Origin of the sequence: Sphingobium sp. (assembly GCF_041987595.1) — a bacterium.
Classification (GTDB): Bacteria; Pseudomonadota; Alphaproteobacteria; order Sphingomonadales; family Sphingomonadaceae; genus Sphingobium.
Map to the genome: position 1 here is coordinate 42,708 of NZ_JBHIWJ010000018.1, position 17,234 is coordinate 59,941.

The 17,234-nt window shown below is 65.3% G+C and carries 17 protein-coding genes; 8 read left to right on the top strand and 9 right to left on the bottom strand.

The genetic code is table 11. The features are described 5' to 3' along the window. Positions 1-21 precede the first annotated feature (21 nt). Positions 22-690, bottom strand: coding sequence for a uroporphyrinogen-III synthase (locus ACFC3J_RS07095; protein ID WP_375195497.1), 669 nt, complete (start codon positions 688-690; stop codon positions 22-24). Further along, positions 687-1,613, bottom strand: coding sequence for a hydroxymethylbilane synthase (gene hemC, locus ACFC3J_RS07100; RefSeq protein ID WP_375195498.1), 927 nt, complete (start codon positions 1,611-1,613; stop codon positions 687-689). Before hemC ends, ACFC3J_RS07095 begins: the two co-directional genes overlap by 4 nt. A gap of 45 nt (positions 1,614-1,658) precedes the next feature. Here hemC and tsaD point away from each other — a divergent pair, with 45 nt between their 5' ends. Genes tsaD through ACFC3J_RS07115 form a run of 3 tightly spaced genes read left to right on the top strand, consistent with a single transcriptional unit; the run spans position 1,659 to position 5,234 of the window. Further along, positions 1,659-2,693 carry a tRNA (adenosine(37)-N6)-threonylcarbamoyltransferase complex transferase subunit TsaD gene (gene tsaD / locus ACFC3J_RS07105; protein ID WP_375195499.1) on the top strand — a complete coding sequence of 345 codons (1,035 nt, stop codon included), beginning with the start codon at positions 1,659-1,661 and terminating at the stop codon, positions 2,691-2,693. After that, positions 2,690-3,661 (top strand): NAD(P)H-dependent glycerol-3-phosphate dehydrogenase, encoded by a 972-nt coding sequence (locus ACFC3J_RS07110; RefSeq protein ID WP_375195500.1) that lies wholly within the window; start codon positions 2,690-2,692, stop codon positions 3,659-3,661. Before tsaD ends, ACFC3J_RS07110 begins: the two co-directional genes overlap by 4 nt. A 46-nt stretch (positions 3,662-3,707) precedes the next feature. Continuing rightward, entirely contained in the window at positions 3,708-5,234 is a 1,527-nt protein-coding gene (locus ACFC3J_RS07115; RefSeq protein ID WP_375195501.1) for a lipopolysaccharide biosynthesis protein, read from the top strand. A gap of 39 nt (positions 5,235-5,273) precedes the next feature. Here ACFC3J_RS07115 and ACFC3J_RS07120 read toward each other — a convergent pair whose 3' ends face one another. Continuing rightward, complete coding sequence (locus ACFC3J_RS07120; RefSeq protein ID WP_375195502.1) at positions 5,274-6,275, bottom strand: adenosine kinase; 1,002 nt, start codon at positions 6,273-6,275, stop codon at positions 5,274-5,276. A gap of 115 nt (positions 6,276-6,390) precedes the next feature. Between ACFC3J_RS07120 and ACFC3J_RS07125 the strand changes: the two genes are divergently transcribed. Continuing rightward, positions 6,391-7,068 carry an EI24 domain-containing protein gene (locus tag ACFC3J_RS07125; RefSeq protein ID WP_375195503.1) on the top strand — a complete coding sequence of 226 codons (678 nt, stop codon included), beginning with the start codon at positions 6,391-6,393 and terminating at the stop codon, positions 7,066-7,068. After that, positions 7,065-7,439, top strand: a complete 375-nt coding sequence (locus ACFC3J_RS07130) for a hypothetical protein (RefSeq protein ID WP_375195504.1) — start codon at positions 7,065-7,067, stop codon at positions 7,437-7,439. Before ACFC3J_RS07125 ends, ACFC3J_RS07130 begins: the two co-directional genes overlap by 4 nt. 4 nt (positions 7,440-7,443) lie before the next feature. Here ACFC3J_RS07130 and queG read toward each other — a convergent pair whose 3' ends face one another. After that, on the bottom strand, positions 7,444-8,493 hold the full coding sequence (queG, locus tag ACFC3J_RS07135; protein ID WP_375195505.1) for a tRNA epoxyqueuosine(34) reductase QueG: 1,050 nt from the start codon (positions 8,491-8,493) through the stop codon (positions 7,444-7,446). Positions 8,494-8,515: 22 nt separating this feature from the next. Between queG and ACFC3J_RS07140 the strand changes: the two genes are divergently transcribed. The 3 genes from ACFC3J_RS07140 to msrB are packed head-to-tail and all read left to right on the top strand — an operon-like array spanning position 8,516 to position 11,176. Beyond that, positions 8,516-9,493, top strand: a complete 978-nt coding sequence (locus tag ACFC3J_RS07140; protein ID WP_375195506.1) for an ABC transporter ATP-binding protein — start codon at positions 8,516-8,518, stop codon at positions 9,491-9,493. Next, positions 9,490-10,680 carry an ABC transporter permease gene (locus tag ACFC3J_RS07145; protein ID WP_375195507.1) on the top strand — a complete coding sequence of 397 codons (1,191 nt, stop codon included), beginning with the start codon at positions 9,490-9,492 and terminating at the stop codon, positions 10,678-10,680. Before ACFC3J_RS07140 ends, ACFC3J_RS07145 begins: the two co-directional genes overlap by 4 nt. A gap of 19 nt (positions 10,681-10,699) precedes the next feature. Continuing rightward, a complete protein-coding gene (gene msrB, locus ACFC3J_RS07150; protein WP_375195513.1) occupies positions 10,700-11,176 on the top strand; it encodes a peptide-methionine (R)-S-oxide reductase MsrB in 477 nt (158 codons plus the stop codon). Here the strand turns inward: msrB and ACFC3J_RS07155 are convergent. From ACFC3J_RS07155 to purH, 5 genes are all read right to left on the bottom strand, one after another. Then, positions 11,173-12,990, bottom strand: a complete 1,818-nt coding sequence (locus tag ACFC3J_RS07155) for a hypothetical protein (RefSeq protein WP_375195508.1) — start codon at positions 12,988-12,990, stop codon at positions 11,173-11,175. The two genes, msrB and ACFC3J_RS07155, sit on opposite strands and share 4 nt — an antisense overlap. Next, a complete protein-coding gene (locus ACFC3J_RS07160) occupies positions 12,968-13,387 on the bottom strand; it encodes a GtrA family protein (RefSeq protein WP_375195509.1) in 420 nt (139 codons plus the stop codon). Before ACFC3J_RS07160 ends, ACFC3J_RS07155 begins: the two co-directional genes overlap by 23 nt. Further along, positions 13,387-14,913 (bottom strand): NAD(P)/FAD-dependent oxidoreductase, encoded by a 1,527-nt coding sequence (locus ACFC3J_RS07165; RefSeq protein ID WP_375195510.1) that lies wholly within the window; start codon positions 14,911-14,913, stop codon positions 13,387-13,389. Before ACFC3J_RS07165 ends, ACFC3J_RS07160 begins: the two co-directional genes overlap by 1 nt. A gap of 138 nt (positions 14,914-15,051) precedes the next feature. Continuing rightward, the gene (locus tag ACFC3J_RS07170) at positions 15,052-15,393 is read right to left on the bottom strand and encodes a UrcA family protein (protein WP_375195511.1); all 342 of its coding nucleotides are present in this window, start codon (positions 15,391-15,393) and stop codon (positions 15,052-15,054) included. Between the two features lie 181 nt (positions 15,394-15,574). Next, positions 15,575-17,164: a bifunctional phosphoribosylaminoimidazolecarboxamide formyltransferase/IMP cyclohydrolase gene (gene purH / locus ACFC3J_RS07175; protein WP_375195512.1), complete on the bottom strand. Its 1,590-nt coding sequence runs from the start codon at positions 17,162-17,164 to the stop codon at positions 15,575-15,577. Between the last annotated feature and the right edge of the window lie 70 nt (positions 17,165-17,234).

The window sequence follows — 17,234 nt, forward strand, 5'->3', positions numbered from 1 at the left end:
CTTTCCTCATTTGGGGGCGAATCATTCGCATAATCGGACGGCAAGGGCCAGCATCCTCTCATCATCGGGCGTATCGGGCGCCTCGGCGCTCGCCCAACCCGCGCCGCAGGCGGCCAGCGCGGCAGGGCTGATCGCGATCAGGTGCAGGCCGCCGCGTTGGTCAACGCTCACCCGCTCCGCCAATATCCCGCCCGCGCGCGGGGAATGGACCAGGAGGATGCTGCCCGGCTCCAGCCGGTCGGCCAGCCCATCCTCGTCGGTGCGCCGCATTTCATAGACGGCGACGCGCTCGATCGTCAGCAAACCGGCTTCCATCGGCGCAACCGTCCGTCCGGCGAGATGCAGAACCACGCGATGCCCGTCGTCGGCAATCCTTCGCGCAATCGCGGTTCCGTCTCCGTCCCCGGCGACGGCGCCGGCCAGTCCCGCCTCCGCCAATGCCCTGGCTGTGGCCCGCCCCACCGCGTAGGTCGGCAAGACCCGATAGTCTGTCAGCCGCGCTCCGGCGAGCCGCGCTGCATTGGCGCTGGTCAGCAACAGGGCATCGAATCGGTCAGGGGATGGAGCCGCCCAATCGATCGCACGCGGCGCGAACAGCGGATGAACTTCCGCAACCAGTCCTAGCTCCGCTGCGCGAGCGGCGGTCCTGCTGGCGCCCGGCTCGGGCCGCAGGATGACGACCCGTGTCACGCCTCGAACAGCGCCCGCAGCGCCGGACTTGCCCGCCCGAGCAACCCGCGTCCAAGGGCTTCGGCCGCAGCGGCATCGCCTCGCGCAACCCGATCCTCTTGGCCCACAGTTTCCAGTCCATCGGGGCTGATGATTTCCGCACGCAGATGAATTCGGCCGTCTTCCAGCCGCGCGAGCGCGGCGATCGGCGAATGGCAGGTGCCGCCCAGGCCGACCAGCACCGCCCGCTCCGCCATCACGCAGTCGAACGTATCCGCGTCACTGATCGTGGCCAGCAATTCCAGCATCGCCTCATTGCCGCTCAGCGTCTCGATCCCCACCGCCCCCTGCGACGGCGCGGGCAGCATCGTCTCCACCGGGATCGTCACGCCCACATCGCCCTGACCCAGCCGGTCCAGTCCCGCCGCCGCCAGCAGGGTCGCATGGACGTCCCCCGCCGCCAGCTTACTCAAGCGCGTCGCCACATTGCCGCGAAACAGCACGACCTGCGCATCAGGCCGCAAGCGCTTCACCTGCGCCGCCCGGCGCGGCGAGCTGGTCCCCACCACCGGCGTTTCGGGCAAAGCCTCGAAACTGCCCGCCCCCACCAGCCGGTCGCGGACATCGGCACGCGGCAGCATCGCGGCGATCCGTATTTCTGCCGGGCGCAGCGTCTCGACATCCTTCATCGAATGCACGGCAAAATCGATCTCGCCCGCCAGCAGGGCCCGGTCCAACTCCTTGGTCCACAGCGCCTTGCCGCCGATCTCGGCCAACGCCCGGTCCTGAATCCGGTCACCGCTGGTCTGCACCACCACGATCTCGACCGAGCTCTCATCCCAACCATGGCGCGCGCGCAGCGCCGCCATCGTCATATGCGCCTGCGCGAGCGCAAGCGGAGAACCACGGGTGCCAAGGCGGAGAGGGCGGGAAGGCTTTTGCATGATCCCGCTTGCTCTAATGATCGCGGGCATTAGATGGAAGCAGCAATGACGATCATCCTCGGCCTGGAATCAAGCTGCGACGAAACCGCAGCGGCGCTCGTGACGGCGGAGGGCAGGATCCTCGCCCACCGCCTCGCCACGCAGGAGGAGGCGCATCGCCCCTATGGCGGCGTCGTCCCCGAAATCGCCGCCCGCGCCCATGTCGAGGCGCTTGTGCCCCTGATCGAAGCGGCGCTCAGGGATGCGGACCTCAGCCTGAACGAGGTCGACGTGATCGCCGCCACCGCCGGTCCCGGTCTGATCGGCGGGGTGATGGTCGGCCTCGTCACCGGCAAGGCGCTCGCCCATGCGGCGAACAAGCCGTTGATCGCCGTGAATCATCTCGAAGGCCACGCCCTTTCGCCGCGCCTCGCGGACCCCAGCCTGCAATTCCCCTATCTGCTGCTGCTGGTGTCGGGCGGCCATTGCCAGATATTGGAGGTGCGCGGCCCGGGCGATTATGGCCGTCTTGCCACCACCATCGACGATGCCAGCGGCGAAGCCTTCGACAAGACGGCGAAGCTGCTGGGCCTCGGCTATCCCGGCGGTCCGGCGGTCGAGAAAGCCGCGGCGCAGGGCAATCCCAAGGCCGTCCCTCTGCCGCGTCCGCTGGTCGGCACGGCCGAACCCCATTTCTCCTTCGCTGGCCTCAAGAGCGCGGTGATGCGCGCTGTCCAGTCCGGACAATATTCGATCGAGGATATCGCCGCGAGCTTCCAGCAGGCGGTGATCGACTGCCTGATCGACCGCGCCGAAAAGCAGCTGGCCGAGCATCGGGGCATGACTGCCCTCGTCGTCGCGGGCGGGGTCGCGGCCAATCAGTCGATCCGCGCCGCCCTGGAAGCCCTCGCGGCCCGGCACGGCCTGCCCTTCGTCGCGCCGCCGCTCTGGCTGTGCACGGACAATGCCGCGATGATCGCCTGGGCGGGCGCCGAGCGCTACGCGGCTGGACTGATCGATGACCTCACCGTTCCGGCCCGCCCGCGCTGGCCGCTCGACCCCGGCGCGGAAAAAGCGCGCGGAGCAGGAGTAAAAGCATGAAGGCCGGAGTGATCGGCGCAGGCGCCTGGGGCACCGCGCTCGCCCAAACGCTGGCGGCGGACGGCCAGCATGTTCGTCTTTGGGCGCTCGAGCCGGAAGTGGTGGAGACCGTCAACAAGGACCGCCAGAACCCGCTCTATCTTCCCGACATCCCGCTCAGCGCCTCAATCGAAGCGACCGGCGACATGTCCGGCATGGCCGACCGCGACATATTGCTGATCGTCAGCCCGGCCCAGCATCTGCGCAGGGTCGTTGCGGACGCTCCGGCAGGCAAGCCCCTCATCCTCTGCTCCAAGGGCATTGAGTCGGGCACCAGCCTGCTCATGTCCGAAGTCGCCGCGCAGGCGCAGCCGACATCCCCTATTGCCGTCCTTTCCGGCCCGACCTTTGCGCATGAGGTGGCCAGGGGCCTGCCCACCGCGATTACGCTCGCCTGCGCGGACGCCGCCCTCGCGGCGAACATCGCCGCCCGCATCGCGCGCCCTGCCTTTCGCCCCTATCTTTCCGATGACGTGGTTGGCGCGGAAATCGGCGGCGCGGTGAAAAACGTCCTCGCCATCGCCTGCGGCGTCGCGGAGGGCGCAGGTCTTGGCCTCAACGCCCGCGCCTCGCTCATCAGCCGGGGCTTTGCCGAAATGACCCGCTTCGGCCTGGCTCGCGGCGCCCGCCCCGAAACCCTTGCAGGCCTTTCCGGCCTCGGCGATCTGGTCCTCACCTGCTCTTCCACCAACAGCCGAAACTTCTCGCTGGGCAAAGGGTTGGGGGAGGGGCGGTCCGCCAGAGAGCTGCTGTCGAACCGGCGGACCGTAGCGGAAGGCGCCTTCACCGCCCCCGTCCTGCGCGAAGCTGCCCGCGCTGCCCGCGTCGAAATGCCGGTGGTCGAGGCCGTCTGCGCGCTGCTCGAAGACGCGGCGCCGCTGGCCCAGGTGATGGACGCGCTGCTCGCCCGTCCGCTGCGCGCCGAATAAATTCATCGCCCCATCCTCATTTATTGCTACTATCCGGCTCCACAGAATGACGCGACAGGGGGATTATAGTTCTTTGGCGGCTGATGGGGCCTCTCCCGCGCAGCAGGATGATATTGCGGCGCTCGCCAAGGGTGGACGGACCAACGTGTTCGGTTTTCTGCTCCGTCTTGCCGCGCGCCTGCCGTTCCTGTTCATCGCTGGCCGCTGGTATGGCGCCGATGCGCTGGGCCGCTTCGCCTATGCGGTGCTGGTGGTGGAATTCGTCGCCCAGCTTGCCACGCTGGGCCTGAAACGCGGCCTCGCCGGAGCTCTTGCGCAGACCGAACGCCCGCACAGCCACGTCGTGACCGACGCGATGCTGGTGACGCTGATCGCCTCCCTCATCGGCAGCGCGGTCCTCGTCGCCTTCCCGCAGGCGATGTTCCCGAACAGCGGCATCAATGGTCTGGACCGCCTGCTCGCCCTGATCGTCATCGCCGTCGCCGGGTCAGACGTGGCGCTCGCCGCCTGCGCCTACCGCTTCGACATTGGCGCCACCGTACGCGCGCGATCGGTCATCGAGCCGTGGGCGATCAGCATCGGCGCCTTCGGTTTCGCTTATTATTCGCTGCGGGACGGGCTGATCCTGTCCTATGTCCTCTCGATGGTCTCGGCGCTCATCGCCTCCATCATTCCGATGACTCGCCATTATGGCATCCCCTATGGCTGGCGCCCCGATTTCGGGAGACTCTGGCGCCTTACCCGCCGCAACCTGCCGCTTGCGGCGGCGGATGGGGTCGAATGGGGTTCGCGCCGCCTCGACATGGCCATCCTTGGCCTGTTCGTCAGCCCGGCGGTGGTCGGCATCTATTATGTCGCCCAGCAGGTCGCTTCTCTCCCGCAAAAGCTCAAGACGAGCTTCGACCCCATCCTCGGCCCCGTCATCACGCGCAACCTGGCCGAAGGCAATCTGACCGCCATCGCGAAGCAGGTCAGTCAGGTCGGCTTCTGGATCATCGCCGCGCAGGCGGGAATAGCATTGGCGCTCGGCATTCCGGGCGAAGCGGTCATGGGCCTCGTCGGCCCGCATTTCGTCGGTGGCACGGGGGCGCTCGCCTTCCTGCTGCTGGCCGAAGTGGTCGCCGCCACCGCCGTCGTCAGCGAATCCGCGCTGGTCTATATCGCCCGCCACCGCAATCTGATGATCTCGCTGCTGATGATCGGACTCCAGGCCGGACTCAGCTTCGCGCTGATCCTCATCGCCCGCGACATGGGCCTCAAGCCTGAAGCCATCGCCGCCGCCCCCGCGCTCGCGCTCAGCATTGCGCTGGGCATCAGTGCGTTGGTGAAAGCCCGCCTCCTCTCGCACCTGCTCGGTGCCAAGGTCAATGCGTGGCGCTGGCCGCTGCTCAGCGCTTCCGGCGTGGCCTGCGTCGTGGGCGCCGCCTTCGTCGCGCTGCCCCCCAGTCTCGAATGGGTCGAACTGGTCTTCGGCGTCTTCACGATCCTCGGCGTTTATGGCTTCGTGATCTGGCGCTGGGGCTTCGGTGCTGAAGATCGCGCCCTGTTCCGCAAACAGAAGGCGGCCGCCTGACGCAAAAGAAGGCCGGACTTCCGCCCGGCCTTTCGGTTCTTACCCCAGCGTCCGGGCCCGGATCGCCTGAAGATCCTCTTCCGGCCGCGCGCCCCAGTGCGAGATCACCTCGGCCGCGGCAGCGGCGCCCAGCTTCAGGCATTTTTCGACATCCAGCCCCTCCAGATGCGCCGCCAGGAAGCCCGCCGCGAACAGGTCGCCCGCGCCGGTCGTGTCGACGATTTCGGACACCGCCGCTGCATGCACTTCATAGCGCGTGCCCTCAGCCACGGCGATCGCCCCCTTTTCGCTGCGGGTGGACACCAACATGGGCACCTTGCCCGCGATCGCCGCCACGGCCTTTTCGAAATCGTCGACCTGCGCGAGCGACTGAATTTCGCCCTCATTGGAGAACAATATGTCGATCAGGCCCTGCTCGATCAGATCGATGAAATCGGCGCGATGGCGATCGATCACGAAATTGTCCGACAGGGTGAAGGCCACCTTGCGTCCTGCGCCCCGCGCCGCATCGATCGCCGCGCGCATCGCCGCGCGCGGCTGTTCCGGGTCCCACAGATAGCCTTCGAGATAGAGGATGCGGGCTGAACGGATCAGATCCAGGTCCAGCGCGGCTTCAGGCAGGAATTGCGAGGCGCCCAGAAAGGTGTTCATCGTCCGCTGCGCGTCAGGCGTGACCAGAATCAGGCAGCGGGCGGTCGGCACGTCGCCCTGCATCACAGGCGTATCGTAGCGGATGCCGAGCGCCCGGACGTCATGCGCGAACACCGCGCCCAGCTGATCGTCATTCACCTGCCCGATAAAGCCGCATTTCTTGCCCAGCGCAGCAAGTCCCGCCAGCGTGTTCGCCGCCGACCCGCCGCTGATTTCCTTGCCCGCGCCCATGTCTGCGTAGAGGCTTTCGGCGGTTTCCGCGTCGACCAGCTGCATGCCGCCCTTCGTCAGCGCATGTTCAGCGAGAAATCCGTCATCGCTCCGGGCAAGCACATCGACAATGGCGTTGCCGATGGCAACAACGTCAAGCGTGGGGGCAGCAGCGGTCACGCATATTCCTTCATGATTCAATGGAATGGAAAAATCCCGCTGTCTCTAGCTATCCGGGGCGTCCGGCGCAACGGCGCTGATTGACGGCCAGCGCCTGCCGGGCGAAGAAGGCGCGATGGTCCTGACCGCTGCCCTGCGCGCCTTTCCCTCGATCTTTCACGGCGCCGCCCTGCGGCTCGCGCTGAAGACGCTGCTGCTCAGCCTGATGGCCTTCGCCCTGCTGGGGTTCGCGCTCTGGTTCGCCCTCCATGCGGCCCGCCTGCATTTCGGTTGGGGCACGACGGCGTGGGGAGGCTGGGCCGAAGCCGCCGCCACGGCGGTCGGCATCGCCGCCGCCGCGTGGCTGCTGTTCCGCGCGGTTGCCATGACCATCATGAATCTGTTCGCCGACGACATCATCATTGCCGTCGAGCGCGACAGCTATCCGGAAGCCGCTGCTCGCGCCCACCCGGTCGGTTGGGGGCGCAGCCTGCATTTCGCCCTGCGTTCGCTGGCGCGCACCATCGGGTGGAACCTGCTCGCACTGCCCGCCTATGTGCTGCTGCTGGTGACGGGCGTCGGCACGATCGGCCTGTTCCTGATCCTCAACGCCATTTTGCTGGGCCGCGACCTTGCCGACATGGTCGAGCCGCGCCACCCTGGCCTGCCGCCGATCCCGCGCGGCAGCCGGTGGCGCATGGGCTTCGTTTCGGCGCTTCTGTTCATGGTGCCGGTCCTCAACCTGCTTGCGCCGATCTGGAGCGCGGCTATGGCGGTGCACATGCTGCACGGTGCCCGAAGGAAAATCCCATGAACCGCTCCGGTCTGGCGCTTGCCGTGGCCCTGTCGTCGGCTCTTGCCGCCTGCGGAGGCGTCGTGCCGCCCCCGGCGACGCAGATAAGCCGTCCGCCCGCCGGCCCCCCGGCCAGCGCCTTCACCCGGCCCGGTCCGCTGATCGGGTCGGACGCCCGCCACCTCATGCAGATGTTCGGCCAGCCCCGGCTCGACGTTCGCGAAACCACGGTGCGCAAGCTGCAATTCGCCAATGGCCGCTGCGTGCTCGACGCCTATCTCTATGTCCCGCCGCAGGGAAAGGAGCCGCTTGTTACCCATGTCGATGCGCGCACGCCCGCAGGCGCGGACGTCGATCCGGCCAGCTGCGCCGCCGCGCTTCAGGCGAAATAAGCTTCTATCCGGCGCGCAGTTGCGCCAGCGCCCAGCGCGCCGCCTCCGCCACCACCGGATCATCGTCGCCGGTCAGCGGCCGCAACCGCTCGATCAGCCGGGCGTCACCGCTGTTCCCCGCCGCGACGGCGGCGTTGCGCACCATCCGGTTCCGCCCGATCCGCTTGATCGGTGATCCGGAGAAAATCTCGCGAAAACCGGCATCGTCCAGCGCCAGCAGATCGCCCAGCTCCGGCGCCGCCAGCTCCGCCCGCCCGATAAAGGCCCGGTTGGCGGCCGCCGCGTCGGCAAACTTGTTCCACGGGCAGACGGCGAGGCAATCGTCGCAGCCATAGATGCGATTGCCGATTCCCTTGCGAAATTCCTCCGGGATCGGCCCCTTATGCTCGATAGTGAGGTAAGAGATGCATCGCCGCGCATCCACCACATAGGGAGCAGGAAAGGCATCGGTCGGGCAGGCGGCCTGACAGGCGGAGCAACTGCCGCAATGGTCCGTCTCCGGCGCGTCGGGGGTGAGCGCGATCTCGCTGTAGATGGCGCCCAGAAACAGCCAGCTGCCATGCGCCCGGCTGACGAGATTGCTGTGCTTCCCCTGCCAGCCCAGTCCCGCCGCCTGCGCCAGCGGCTTTTCCATCACCGGGGCCGTATCGACAAAGACCTTGAGCGCGCCCGGCTGCTGCTCGACCAGCCAGCGGGCGAGGGCCTTCAGCCCTTTCTTGACCACATCATGATAGTCCCGCCCCTGCGCATAGACCGAGATCCGCCCCCGGTCGCCCGCGTCCCCAAGGACCAGCGGATCGCGCCCCGGCGCGTAGCTCATCCCCAGCATGATGACGCTGCGCACCTGTGGCCACAGTCCCCGCGGCGATCCGCGCTGACCGGCGCGCTCCGCCATCCAAAGCATGTCGCCATGGTGGCCGGCGTCCAGCCATTGCCGCAGCCGCTCCGCCGAACGCGGCGCGGCGTCGGCGGGCGCGATGGCGCAGGCGGCAAAGCCCAGCCGCCGCGCTTCGGCCTTCAGCCGCTTTTCCAAGGTTTCGTTTTGCGTTGGCATATTGTGCGACTATCAGAGGCGAATGATCGGCGACCTTCCGGCTTCTCCCATGACCTCAGGACCCAGCTATGCCGTCGAAGGCCATGGTCTTGTCAAGACGTTCGGCGATTTCCGGGCGGTCGACGGGATCGACATCGCCGTTCCCGCAGGGTCGATCTACGGCATTCTGGGTCCCAATGGCGCGGGCAAGACCACGCTGCTGCGCACGCTGCTGGGCATCATCGATCCGGATGAAGGACATCGCGCGCTGCTCGGCGATCCCGTCCCGCTGCGACAGGCGCGCAATGTGGGCTATTTGCCCGAAGAGCGCGGCCTCTACCCCTCGATGAAAGCCTCTGAAGCGGTCGCCTTCATGGGCGCGCTGCGCGGGCTGCCGCTGAAGGTCGGCCGCCAGCGCGCCCGCGCGATGCTGGAAGATTACGGCATGGGCGCGTCGGCCGAAAAGCCAATCCGCCAGTTGTCGAAGGGGATGGCGCAGACCGTCCAGCTATTCGGCACGATTGTCCATGAACCCCGGCTCATCGTACTCGACGAACCCTTTTCCGGGCTGGATGCCTTCAATCAGGGAAAGCTGGAAAGCCTGATCCGCGAACAGGCCAAGCGCGGCGTCACCGTGCTTTTCTCCACCCATGTCATCGCCCATGCCGAGCGACTTTGCGAACGGATCGCCATTGTCGCGGGCGGCCGCGTGCGATTCGACGGCACGGTCGCTGAAGCCCGCGATCGGCTCCGCCCGCAGGTCCGCCTGCGCACGCGGCTCAGCGACGGGAACTGGCGGCGCGCGCTTCCGCCCGAAACGCTGGCCGAGGATGGCGCCTGGCACTTCGCCTTGCCGCAGGATGGGATCGAACCGCTGCTGCGCGCCCTGCTCGACGGTAATGCCGGGATCGAGAGCCTGTCGATCGAGCGCCCCGGCCTGCACGACGCCTTCGTCGCCATTGTGGGCGAAGCGGCGGCGCGGCAGATGCAGGACGATCAGGCGCGGGAGGCGGCGGCATGAGGGAATTGATGCGCGCCGCTTTCGTCATCGCCCGGCGGGACTTTACCGCCGTCGTGCTGTCCCGCACCTTCATCCTGTTCCTGCTGGGGCCGCTGTTTCCGATCATCATCGGCATGGCCTTTGGTGGGCTGGGCGACCGGATTTCCAACACGGACCTGCGCCCCGTCGTAGGGTTGGCAATGCCGGCGCCCGACGCTGCCCGGATGGAGCGCGCCCAGGCACGGCTGGCCGAACGCATGGGAGAAAAGGCGCTTCCCAGACTCCATCGGGTCCCTTTGTCGCCTGCGCCTCGAGAACAGCTCGCCAAGCCTCACGCCGATGTCGTGGTGATCGTGTCGGGTTCGCCCTCTCGCCCGGTCATCACGGGCCAGCCGGACGATATCCAGCGTCTTGAGGGTGACATCAGCCTGATCGCCAGCGCAGCCGTAGCCGAACGATCGCTGCATATGGTGCATGTCGAACCGCAGCAGGTTTCGACCAGCGTCGGTGCGCAGACGCAGGGCCGTCTGGTCATTGGCCGTATCGCGCAGGTGGTGATCTTCTTCCTTACCATCCTGCTGGCGGGCATGATCCTGTCCAATCTGGTCGAGGAAAAAACCAACAAGATCATAGAGATTCTGGCCGCGGCCGTGCCGGTGGACGCGATTTTCCTCGGCAAGCTGATAGCGATGCTGGCGATGAGCTTCGTCGGCATCCTGTTCTGGGGCGGCACGGCTTTCTGCGTGTTTCTGGCATTGAAGACCCCCGGCGTCAGCCTGGCGGAACCGGCCATCGGCTGGCCGCTCTTCCTGATGCTGGCCGTCATCTATTTCGGCATGGCCTATACGCTGCTCGGCTCGCTCTTCCTGGGCATTGGCGCGCAGGCAGCCACCGTGCGGGAAGTCCAGACGCTCAACATGCCCGTGACCATGGGGCAGATGCTGATCTTCTTCTTCGCCACCTATGCCGTCGACAAAATGGGGTCGCCGCCGGAAATCGCGGCGGCCGTGCTTCCCTTCTCCTCGCCCTTCGCCATGATCGCCCGCGCCGCGCAGGTCGATGCCCTCTGGCCTCATCTGCTGGCGATCGGCTGGCAGATGCTGTGGGTGGCGCTCATCATCCGAATCGGCGTGCTGCTGTTCCGCCGCCATGTGTTGAAGTCGGGCGGCGGCTGGTGGAAACAGCTGTTCAGAAGCGCGACAGGATGATCCTGCTATGGCGGCGCCCATGAATCGGCGGCAATTTATGGGCGCTGGGGCAACGGCGGCGATGACGCTGTTCTTGTGGCAGGCTGGTCTGGGCAAGGCCGAGGCGGCCTATCCGTTCGTGCTGAGCGATGCCGAATGGCGCAAACGCCTGAGTCCGCTGGCCTATAACGTGCTGCGCCATGAGGCGACCGAACATCCCTTCACCAGCCCGCTCAACAAGGAGCATCGATCCGGCACCTTCACCTGCGCCGGTTGCGGGCAGCGGCTTTTCAGTTCGAAGACCAAGTTCGACAGCGGCACCGGCTGGCCCAGCTTTTGGGCGCCTTTGCCCAAGGCCGTCGGCACGTCGCGGGATTTCACCCTCGGCTATCCGCGCACCGAAGTCCATTGCGCCCGCTGCGGAGGGCATCTGGGTCATGTCTTCGACGATGGCCCAAAGCCGACGGGCAAGCGTTATTGCATGAACGGCGTCGCGCTCAATTTCGCTCCGGACTAAGGAACGACCCTGTAAATTCGCAGCGCCTGCTTGGGTCCCGGGGGCAGTGGGCGGAGCCAGGCTGGGGGCGCGCCACGGGCCAGCGCAGCGCCCAGGCCCTGCGGGAATTCCGATCGGTAATGCCTGACCTCGTTCGCTTCGTGGCACGTCACGAGATAGTCCGGGCCCTTGCCGCCATTCAGGCGCATGATGATGGACCGGGCCTTGTCCGGCGGGGCGGTGAAGCCTTCAATGACGGCGGTTATACCGGCTGCATTGCGGTGATGGGCCGTGCCGATGACGCTGTGGCTGGTCCGCACGAGGATGTCGGGTCCCAGATCCAGTGGCGCAAACAGGGTCGCGCGCGGAAGGGAGCGAAGGGGCGCCAGCGCGGTTGATGACCGGCAATTGATTCCTTCGGGCTGTTCTTTCGTCTTTGCCGCGCTGGTCGCGATCATCACCCAGCCGCCGCATAGCCCTGCCGGGGTCAAAAGGATGGCAACCGCTGCCGTCACCAATATTCGTGCGACGGCGTTCGTCCAGGTCTGGACGTACCGGAACAGTGCGAGGAGCAGCCACGCAATTCCCGGCAGCGCGATGATGTGCGCCACCGACATTGCGCGCAGCACGAGAATTGAAACCGCTGTCGCGCCGCCGAGCAGCAGAGCGATGACGATCCAACGCTCGCGTGCCTTTGGATCCGTGCTTTTTACGACTGCGACGATGGTGCTTAGCAGGCCGACAAGGGCAGGCAGCAGGATGATGCCTGCCAATGAAGGACCCTGTTCCCAGACGGGGCGGCCCTCTTTTACCTGCAGATACCAGAGGCGGTAGGCGACAGCGCCAAGCGCCTTGAAGGGATCGCCCGAAAGGCAGGACCCTCCCGTCATGAAAAACACGCCGATGGCGATGGTGCCGGCCGATGATGCGGCCAGGAGACGGCGCTGGACCGAAACCGTGCCGAACAGACGCAACGTAAGAGGCGTTGCCGCCGCAAATGCCATGATCGGCCAGATATAGGCTTCCGAAAGACTGTCGCACTGCCGGATCAGCGGCGCTTGCGGGCCACGCAGCACGAGCAGAAGCGCGATCGCAGCGCCTCCGAGCGCAACCGCGAAACCGCAGAAGCGGGGCGTCTCCCGCTGGTCGAAACAGTGCCGCAGGGCCAACACACCCGCGAAGAGCGCCGCATAGGGCAGGCCCTCGCTGGAGATCTGGAGCCAGACAGCCAATGCCGTTCCCGCCATGATGCCCCCGCGCAAAGGGCGGCTATCCAGCGTTCCGCACAAGGCAATGGCCGCCATCCAGATCTGCCATCCATGATGGTCGATCCGGAATGGGGTGAACTGAACCAAAATGGTCGGCGTCGTCAGCAGCAGAATGACGGTCAGCAGCGCAACATGGTGGCCGCCGATGCGTCTGGCTGCCAGGAACAGGGTGATCGTCACGCCGCCCAGCAGCAGCAGCGGCGTGACGGCACAGGCAACTCTTTCGGCCAGTCCCGCATCCATAACCGGACGCAGCAGGAGAATCAGGACTGCAATCGGCATGTCGACGATGCGCGACCAGTGCATCGGACCGCCGATCGGCGGATTGACGCGATGCTGGCTGACGTCCCAGAAAGCCTGTCCGCCAAGCCAGTCGCGAACCTGTTGCAGCCGCATGGCGTCGTCAGGATCACGAAAGTCGAGCGTCGTCAGGCCGTTCCGGAACAGCCAGAGCATCACTCCGCAGCAAAGCACCCATGCCAGCAGCGCCCCTGCCATCACATAATGCGGAGCGATCGGAGTGTGTGCAGAAGGGGAACGGGAATCAGCCGCGGGCGAAGATGCCATATTTCCGGATCGCATAGACCGCGAGGAAGCTCACGGGAACCGCCATCAACTTGGCGGCAACGGGAGGAAGTCCCAGGCTGCTCAAACCGCCCACCAGAATCGTAGTGATCGCCATGCCGATCAAGGCGCTCATGATGAACGCTACGCGTTGGGCGTGACTGGGCGGTTCCTGCAGGCCGAAGACGAAATGCACGCTGATCAGCCAATGGAGGAGAAGGCCCGCCGAATAGCCGCCGACCGCGGCGATTGCGGGCGGCAGCCCGATATGAGCGAGAGCCATGAACAGCGCGAAATCGGCCGACAGGGCGCAGATGCTTGCCAGAAGATAGCGCGTGAAGGTGAAACGGCCGAGGATCGCGTTCACCGGCCCGGCCATGCAGCGGATCCGAGAGGGCATCAGGCGGCTTTCAGACGGTTGGGCACCAGTCGCTCGCTGGCCAGCGCGGCACGTTGTCCGGCGCTATCCTGCCCTTCCTCACCCGCCTCATGATATTCGGCATCTTCATTGACCGCCCAGATATCGTATAGCTGTTCGCCCGCCTCGATATTGCGGACGGTCAGCATCGCCGTCATCATCGCATGATCCTGATTGTTGTAGCGGTGCATGCCGTTTCGGCCGACCAGATGCAGCGTAGGATAAAGCCGCTGCAACTCCGTCCGCATGGCCATGACATGGTCGGCATAGCTGTCGTCGTAGACCGGATAGGCCTTTTCCTGCCGCACCACTGCGCCGCCCACCACGTCTTCGGGCTTGCAAAGGCCCAGGATTGCCATTTCCTTCCTCGCGAGTTCGATGAGATCGGCATCGTCCGATGACCAGAGACCATCGCCTTCGAAACAGAAATATTCCAGGCCCACGCAGGCCAGTTCCGGATCGGGCACCATTTCAGGCGACCAGCTGCGAAAATTCTGGATGCGGCCGACCTTCACCTTCGAATCATGGATGTAGATCCAGTTATCGGGGAAGATGTCTTCACTCTTGACCATCAGCGCCACGGTCAGAAAGTCACGATATTTCAGCTCGGTCGCATGGTCCAGCGTGGCGGGCAGGGGATGGATGCGCCCGGCCAGTTCGCGCATCGGTGCGGAACTGATGACATGCGCGGCGTTTATGACGACCTCGCCCTGCGGTCCCTGCGCCACCATGCGCCAGCGGCCGCTGGCCTGATCCCGTGAAATCTGGTCGAGGCCATGGGCCATCAACACCTGGTTCCCGCCCGCGACCACGAAGTCGCGCGCCGCTTCCCACATCATGCCGGGGCCCAAGCGCGGATAGCGGAAGCTTTCCAGCAGCGTCTTGGTCGCCATGCCGTCATTCGGCTTCTTGTTGAGGCCCAGTGACCGCTTGAGGCCGTCCGTCACCGCCCCCCAGAGCGAGAGGCCCTTGATGCGCTGCGCCGCCCAATCGGCGGACATTTCGTCGCACGGCATGCCCCAGACCTTCTCCGTGTAGGTTTTGAAGAAGATCGAGAACAGCCTGTGGCCAAAGGCATTGACGGTCCAGTCCTGAAAGGAACGGACGTTGCGGTTGGGAAACAGCTTGGCCTTGACGAAGCTTGCCATGCAGAGCGTCGAACGCCAGATGCCCAGATTGCCGAGCGCTTCGAAAGCGCGCAGCGGGTAGCTGTAGAATTTGCCCTCATAATAGATCCGACTCATCCGGGGGCGCTGGATGAAATCGTCGGGTAGAATCTCGTTCCAGAGGTCGACAACCTCCTGCGACTTGGAAAAGAAACGGTGGCCGCCAATGTCGAAGCGAAAGCCGTCGAGTTCGACCGTCCGGCTGATCCCGCCAACATAAACCGGGTCCTTTTCGATGACCCTGACCGAATAGCCCTTCTTGGTCAGCAGATACGCGGCTGTCAGCCCGGCCGGGCCGGCGCCGATAATGGCGACATCCACATTGTGGTCGTCAAGCGGCATCTAGGCCCCCCCGATGAAATCCTTCGCCAAATGAGGTGAAGGAAATCTTCTAAGGAGTAGTTAATAGCCGGTAACAATGCAAGATGAGGCTAGGCCGGCGGATATATACCCGCCGGACAGCCGTCATTTAACGAGGCATCAGCCCTGACGCTGCGCCTGAATCAGCGTGTCGAGATCATTTCGGGCACCGCCCAGCGCTTCGCCGAAGCAGGCGCGATATTCAGGGGTGGCCGGCAAGATCGATCCGTTCATCCAGCCGCAGACCTGCTTGGCGGCCTTGGTGATGCGCGAATCCGCCATGCGGGCGCCGTGATTGCTCGCGAGGTTGAGGTCGGCCACCGACACGGCAATGCTGCGTGTTTCCGCGCCGGTCCGGCCGTCGACCACGACATCCATGTCGGTGATGCCGGCGAATGCGGTGGCGGAGGGTATGGCAAAGGTGATCGTGGCGGCCAGCGCCACCAGCGTCTTTCTGGTCATCCTGTTTTCTCCTGTCGAACTTTATGGATCTGCCCAACGCCTGACGTGGGAGTGGGGTCGACTGCAGAAAATAGGTCTGGTGCAAGCATATGAAAAGAGGCCACTTGGCAAAAAGTGGCTGAAAACCGTTATTTTTGCGGATGCGAAAGGATTGATGGCGCTTTCGCATCCGCACCATCGATCAATGGCGGAAGTGGCGCATACCGGTAAAGACCATGGCGAGGCCCGCTTCGTCGGCGGCTGCGATGACTTCCTCGTCGCGGATGGAGCCGCCCGGCTGGATCACCGCCGTCGCCCCCGCCTCGACCGCCGCCAGCAGGCCGTCGGCAAAGGGGAAGAAGGCGTCGGAAGCGACTGCGGAACCGATCGTGCGCGCTTCGCTCCAGCCAGCCTTTTCGGCGGCGTCCTTGGCCTTCCATGCAGCGATGCGCGCGGATTCGAGGCGATTCATCTGACCCGCGCCAATGCCGGCGGTGCTGTTGCCCTTGGCATAGACGATGGCGTTCGACTTCACATGTTTGGCGACGGTCCAGGCGAACAGGCAGTCGGCCAGTTCCTGTTCTGTCGGCGCGCGCCTGGTCACGACCTTGAGCTGATCGCGGCTGATGCGGCCATTGTCACGACTCTGCACCAGCATGCCACCAGCGATGGTTTTCATCATCAGACCGGGACGGGCCGGATCGGGCAGTTCGCCGGTCAGCAGCAGTCGCAGATTCTTCTTCTTCGCGAAGATCGCCCTGGCTTCTTCGTCGGCGCCGGGCGCGGCGACGACTTCGGTGAAGATACCGCTGATCGCTTCGGCGGTCGGGCCGTCCAGCGGGCGGTTGACGGCGATGATGCCGCCGAAGGCCGACACGCTGTCGCAGGCAAGCGCGGCTTCATAAGCCTCGATCAGCGTATTGCCAGTGGCGACGCCGCAGGGATTGGCGTGCTTGACGATCACCACGGTCGGCGGGCCGTCGCGGAATTCGCTGACCAGCTCCAGTGCGGCGTCGGCGTCGTTGTAGTTGTTGTAGCTCAGTTCCTTGCCCTGAATCTGCTGCGCCTGCGCGATGCCGTTGGCGGAAGGACCCACGGGCAGATAGAGCGCAGCCGACTGGTGCGGATTTTCGCCATAACGCAGCGTCGAACCGAGCCTGCTCGATACGGCCAGCATTTCGGGAAAATCGACGCCCTGATCGGCGAAAGCGAACCAGCTGGCGATCATCGAGTCGTAAGCCGCTGTGGCGGCATAGGCCTTCGCAGCGAGCATCCGGCGCAGGTCGTAGCTGGTGGCGCCGCCCTTTTCGTCCATTTCCGCGATCAGGCGGGCATAGTCGGCCGGATCGGTGACGATGGCGACGCTTTCATGATTCTTCGCGGCGGAACGGACCATGGAAGGGCCGCCAATATCGATATTCTCGATGATCTCCTCGCGCTCCGCGCCCTTGGCGACAGTGGCGGCGAAGGGGTAGAGGTTGACGACCACCAGATCGATCGCGCCGATTTCATGTTCCTGCATGGAGGCGACATGGTCAGGATTGTTGCGCACGGCGAGCAGGCCGCCATGAACCTTGGGATGCAGCGTCTTGACCCGGCCGTCCATCATCTCCGGGAAGCCGGTGAGATCGGAAATATCCTTCACTTCCAGCCCCGCTTCGCGCAGCGCCTTGGCAGTGCCGCCGGTCGATACCAGCTCGACGCCATATTTTCCCAGCGCCTGCCCCAGTTCGATCAGCCCGGACTTGTCCGACACGGAAAGGAGGGCGCGTTTGATGGTGACGTCTGACATGATGCTTCCTGCTGTTCGGGTGTCGCTCAGGCTTGCCGCAGCCCTCTAGAGCGATTTCGAGCGAAATGGA

Excerpts from the sequence above, each read along its gene's own strand:
- hemC (WP_375195498.1), bottom strand. The coding sequence starts at position 1,613 with ATGCAAAAGCCTTCCCGCCCTCTCCGCCTTGGCACCCGTGGTTCTCCG.
- tsaD (WP_375195499.1), top strand. The coding sequence starts at position 1,659 with ATGACGATCATCCTCGGCCTGGAATCAAGCTGCGACGAAACCGCAGCG.
- ACFC3J_RS07110 (WP_375195500.1), top strand. The coding sequence starts at position 2,690 with ATGAAGGCCGGAGTGATCGGCGCAGGCGCCTGGGGCACCGCGCTCGCC.
- ACFC3J_RS07115 (WP_375195501.1), top strand. The coding sequence starts at position 3,708 with ATGACGCGACAGGGGGATTATAGTTCTTTGGCGGCTGATGGGGCCTCT.
- ACFC3J_RS07125 (WP_375195503.1), top strand. The coding sequence starts at position 6,391 with ATGGTCCTGACCGCTGCCCTGCGCGCCTTTCCCTCGATCTTTCACGGC.
- ACFC3J_RS07130 (WP_375195504.1), top strand. The coding sequence starts at position 7,065 with ATGAACCGCTCCGGTCTGGCGCTTGCCGTGGCCCTGTCGTCGGCTCTT.
- queG (WP_375195505.1), bottom strand. The coding sequence starts at position 8,493 with ATGCCAACGCAAAACGAAACCTTGGAAAAGCGGCTGAAGGCCGAAGCG.
- ACFC3J_RS07140 (WP_375195506.1), top strand. The coding sequence starts at position 8,516 with ATGATCGGCGACCTTCCGGCTTCTCCCATGACCTCAGGACCCAGCTAT.
- ACFC3J_RS07145 (WP_375195507.1), top strand. The coding sequence starts at position 9,490 with ATGAGGGAATTGATGCGCGCCGCTTTCGTCATCGCCCGGCGGGACTTT.
- msrB (WP_375195513.1), top strand. The coding sequence starts at position 10,700 with ATGAATCGGCGGCAATTTATGGGCGCTGGGGCAACGGCGGCGATGACG.
- ACFC3J_RS07155 (WP_375195508.1), bottom strand. The coding sequence starts at position 12,990 with ATGGCATCTTCGCCCGCGGCTGATTCCCGTTCCCCTTCTGCACACACT.
- ACFC3J_RS07160 (WP_375195509.1), bottom strand. The coding sequence starts at position 13,387 with ATGCCCTCTCGGATCCGCTGCATGGCCGGGCCGGTGAACGCGATCCTC.
- ACFC3J_RS07165 (WP_375195510.1), bottom strand. The coding sequence starts at position 14,913 with ATGCCGCTTGACGACCACAATGTGGATGTCGCCATTATCGGCGCCGGC.
- ACFC3J_RS07170 (WP_375195511.1), bottom strand. The coding sequence starts at position 15,393 with ATGACCAGAAAGACGCTGGTGGCGCTGGCCGCCACGATCACCTTTGCC.
- purH (WP_375195512.1), bottom strand. The coding sequence starts at position 17,164 with ATGTCAGACGTCACCATCAAACGCGCCCTCCTTTCCGTGTCGGACAAG.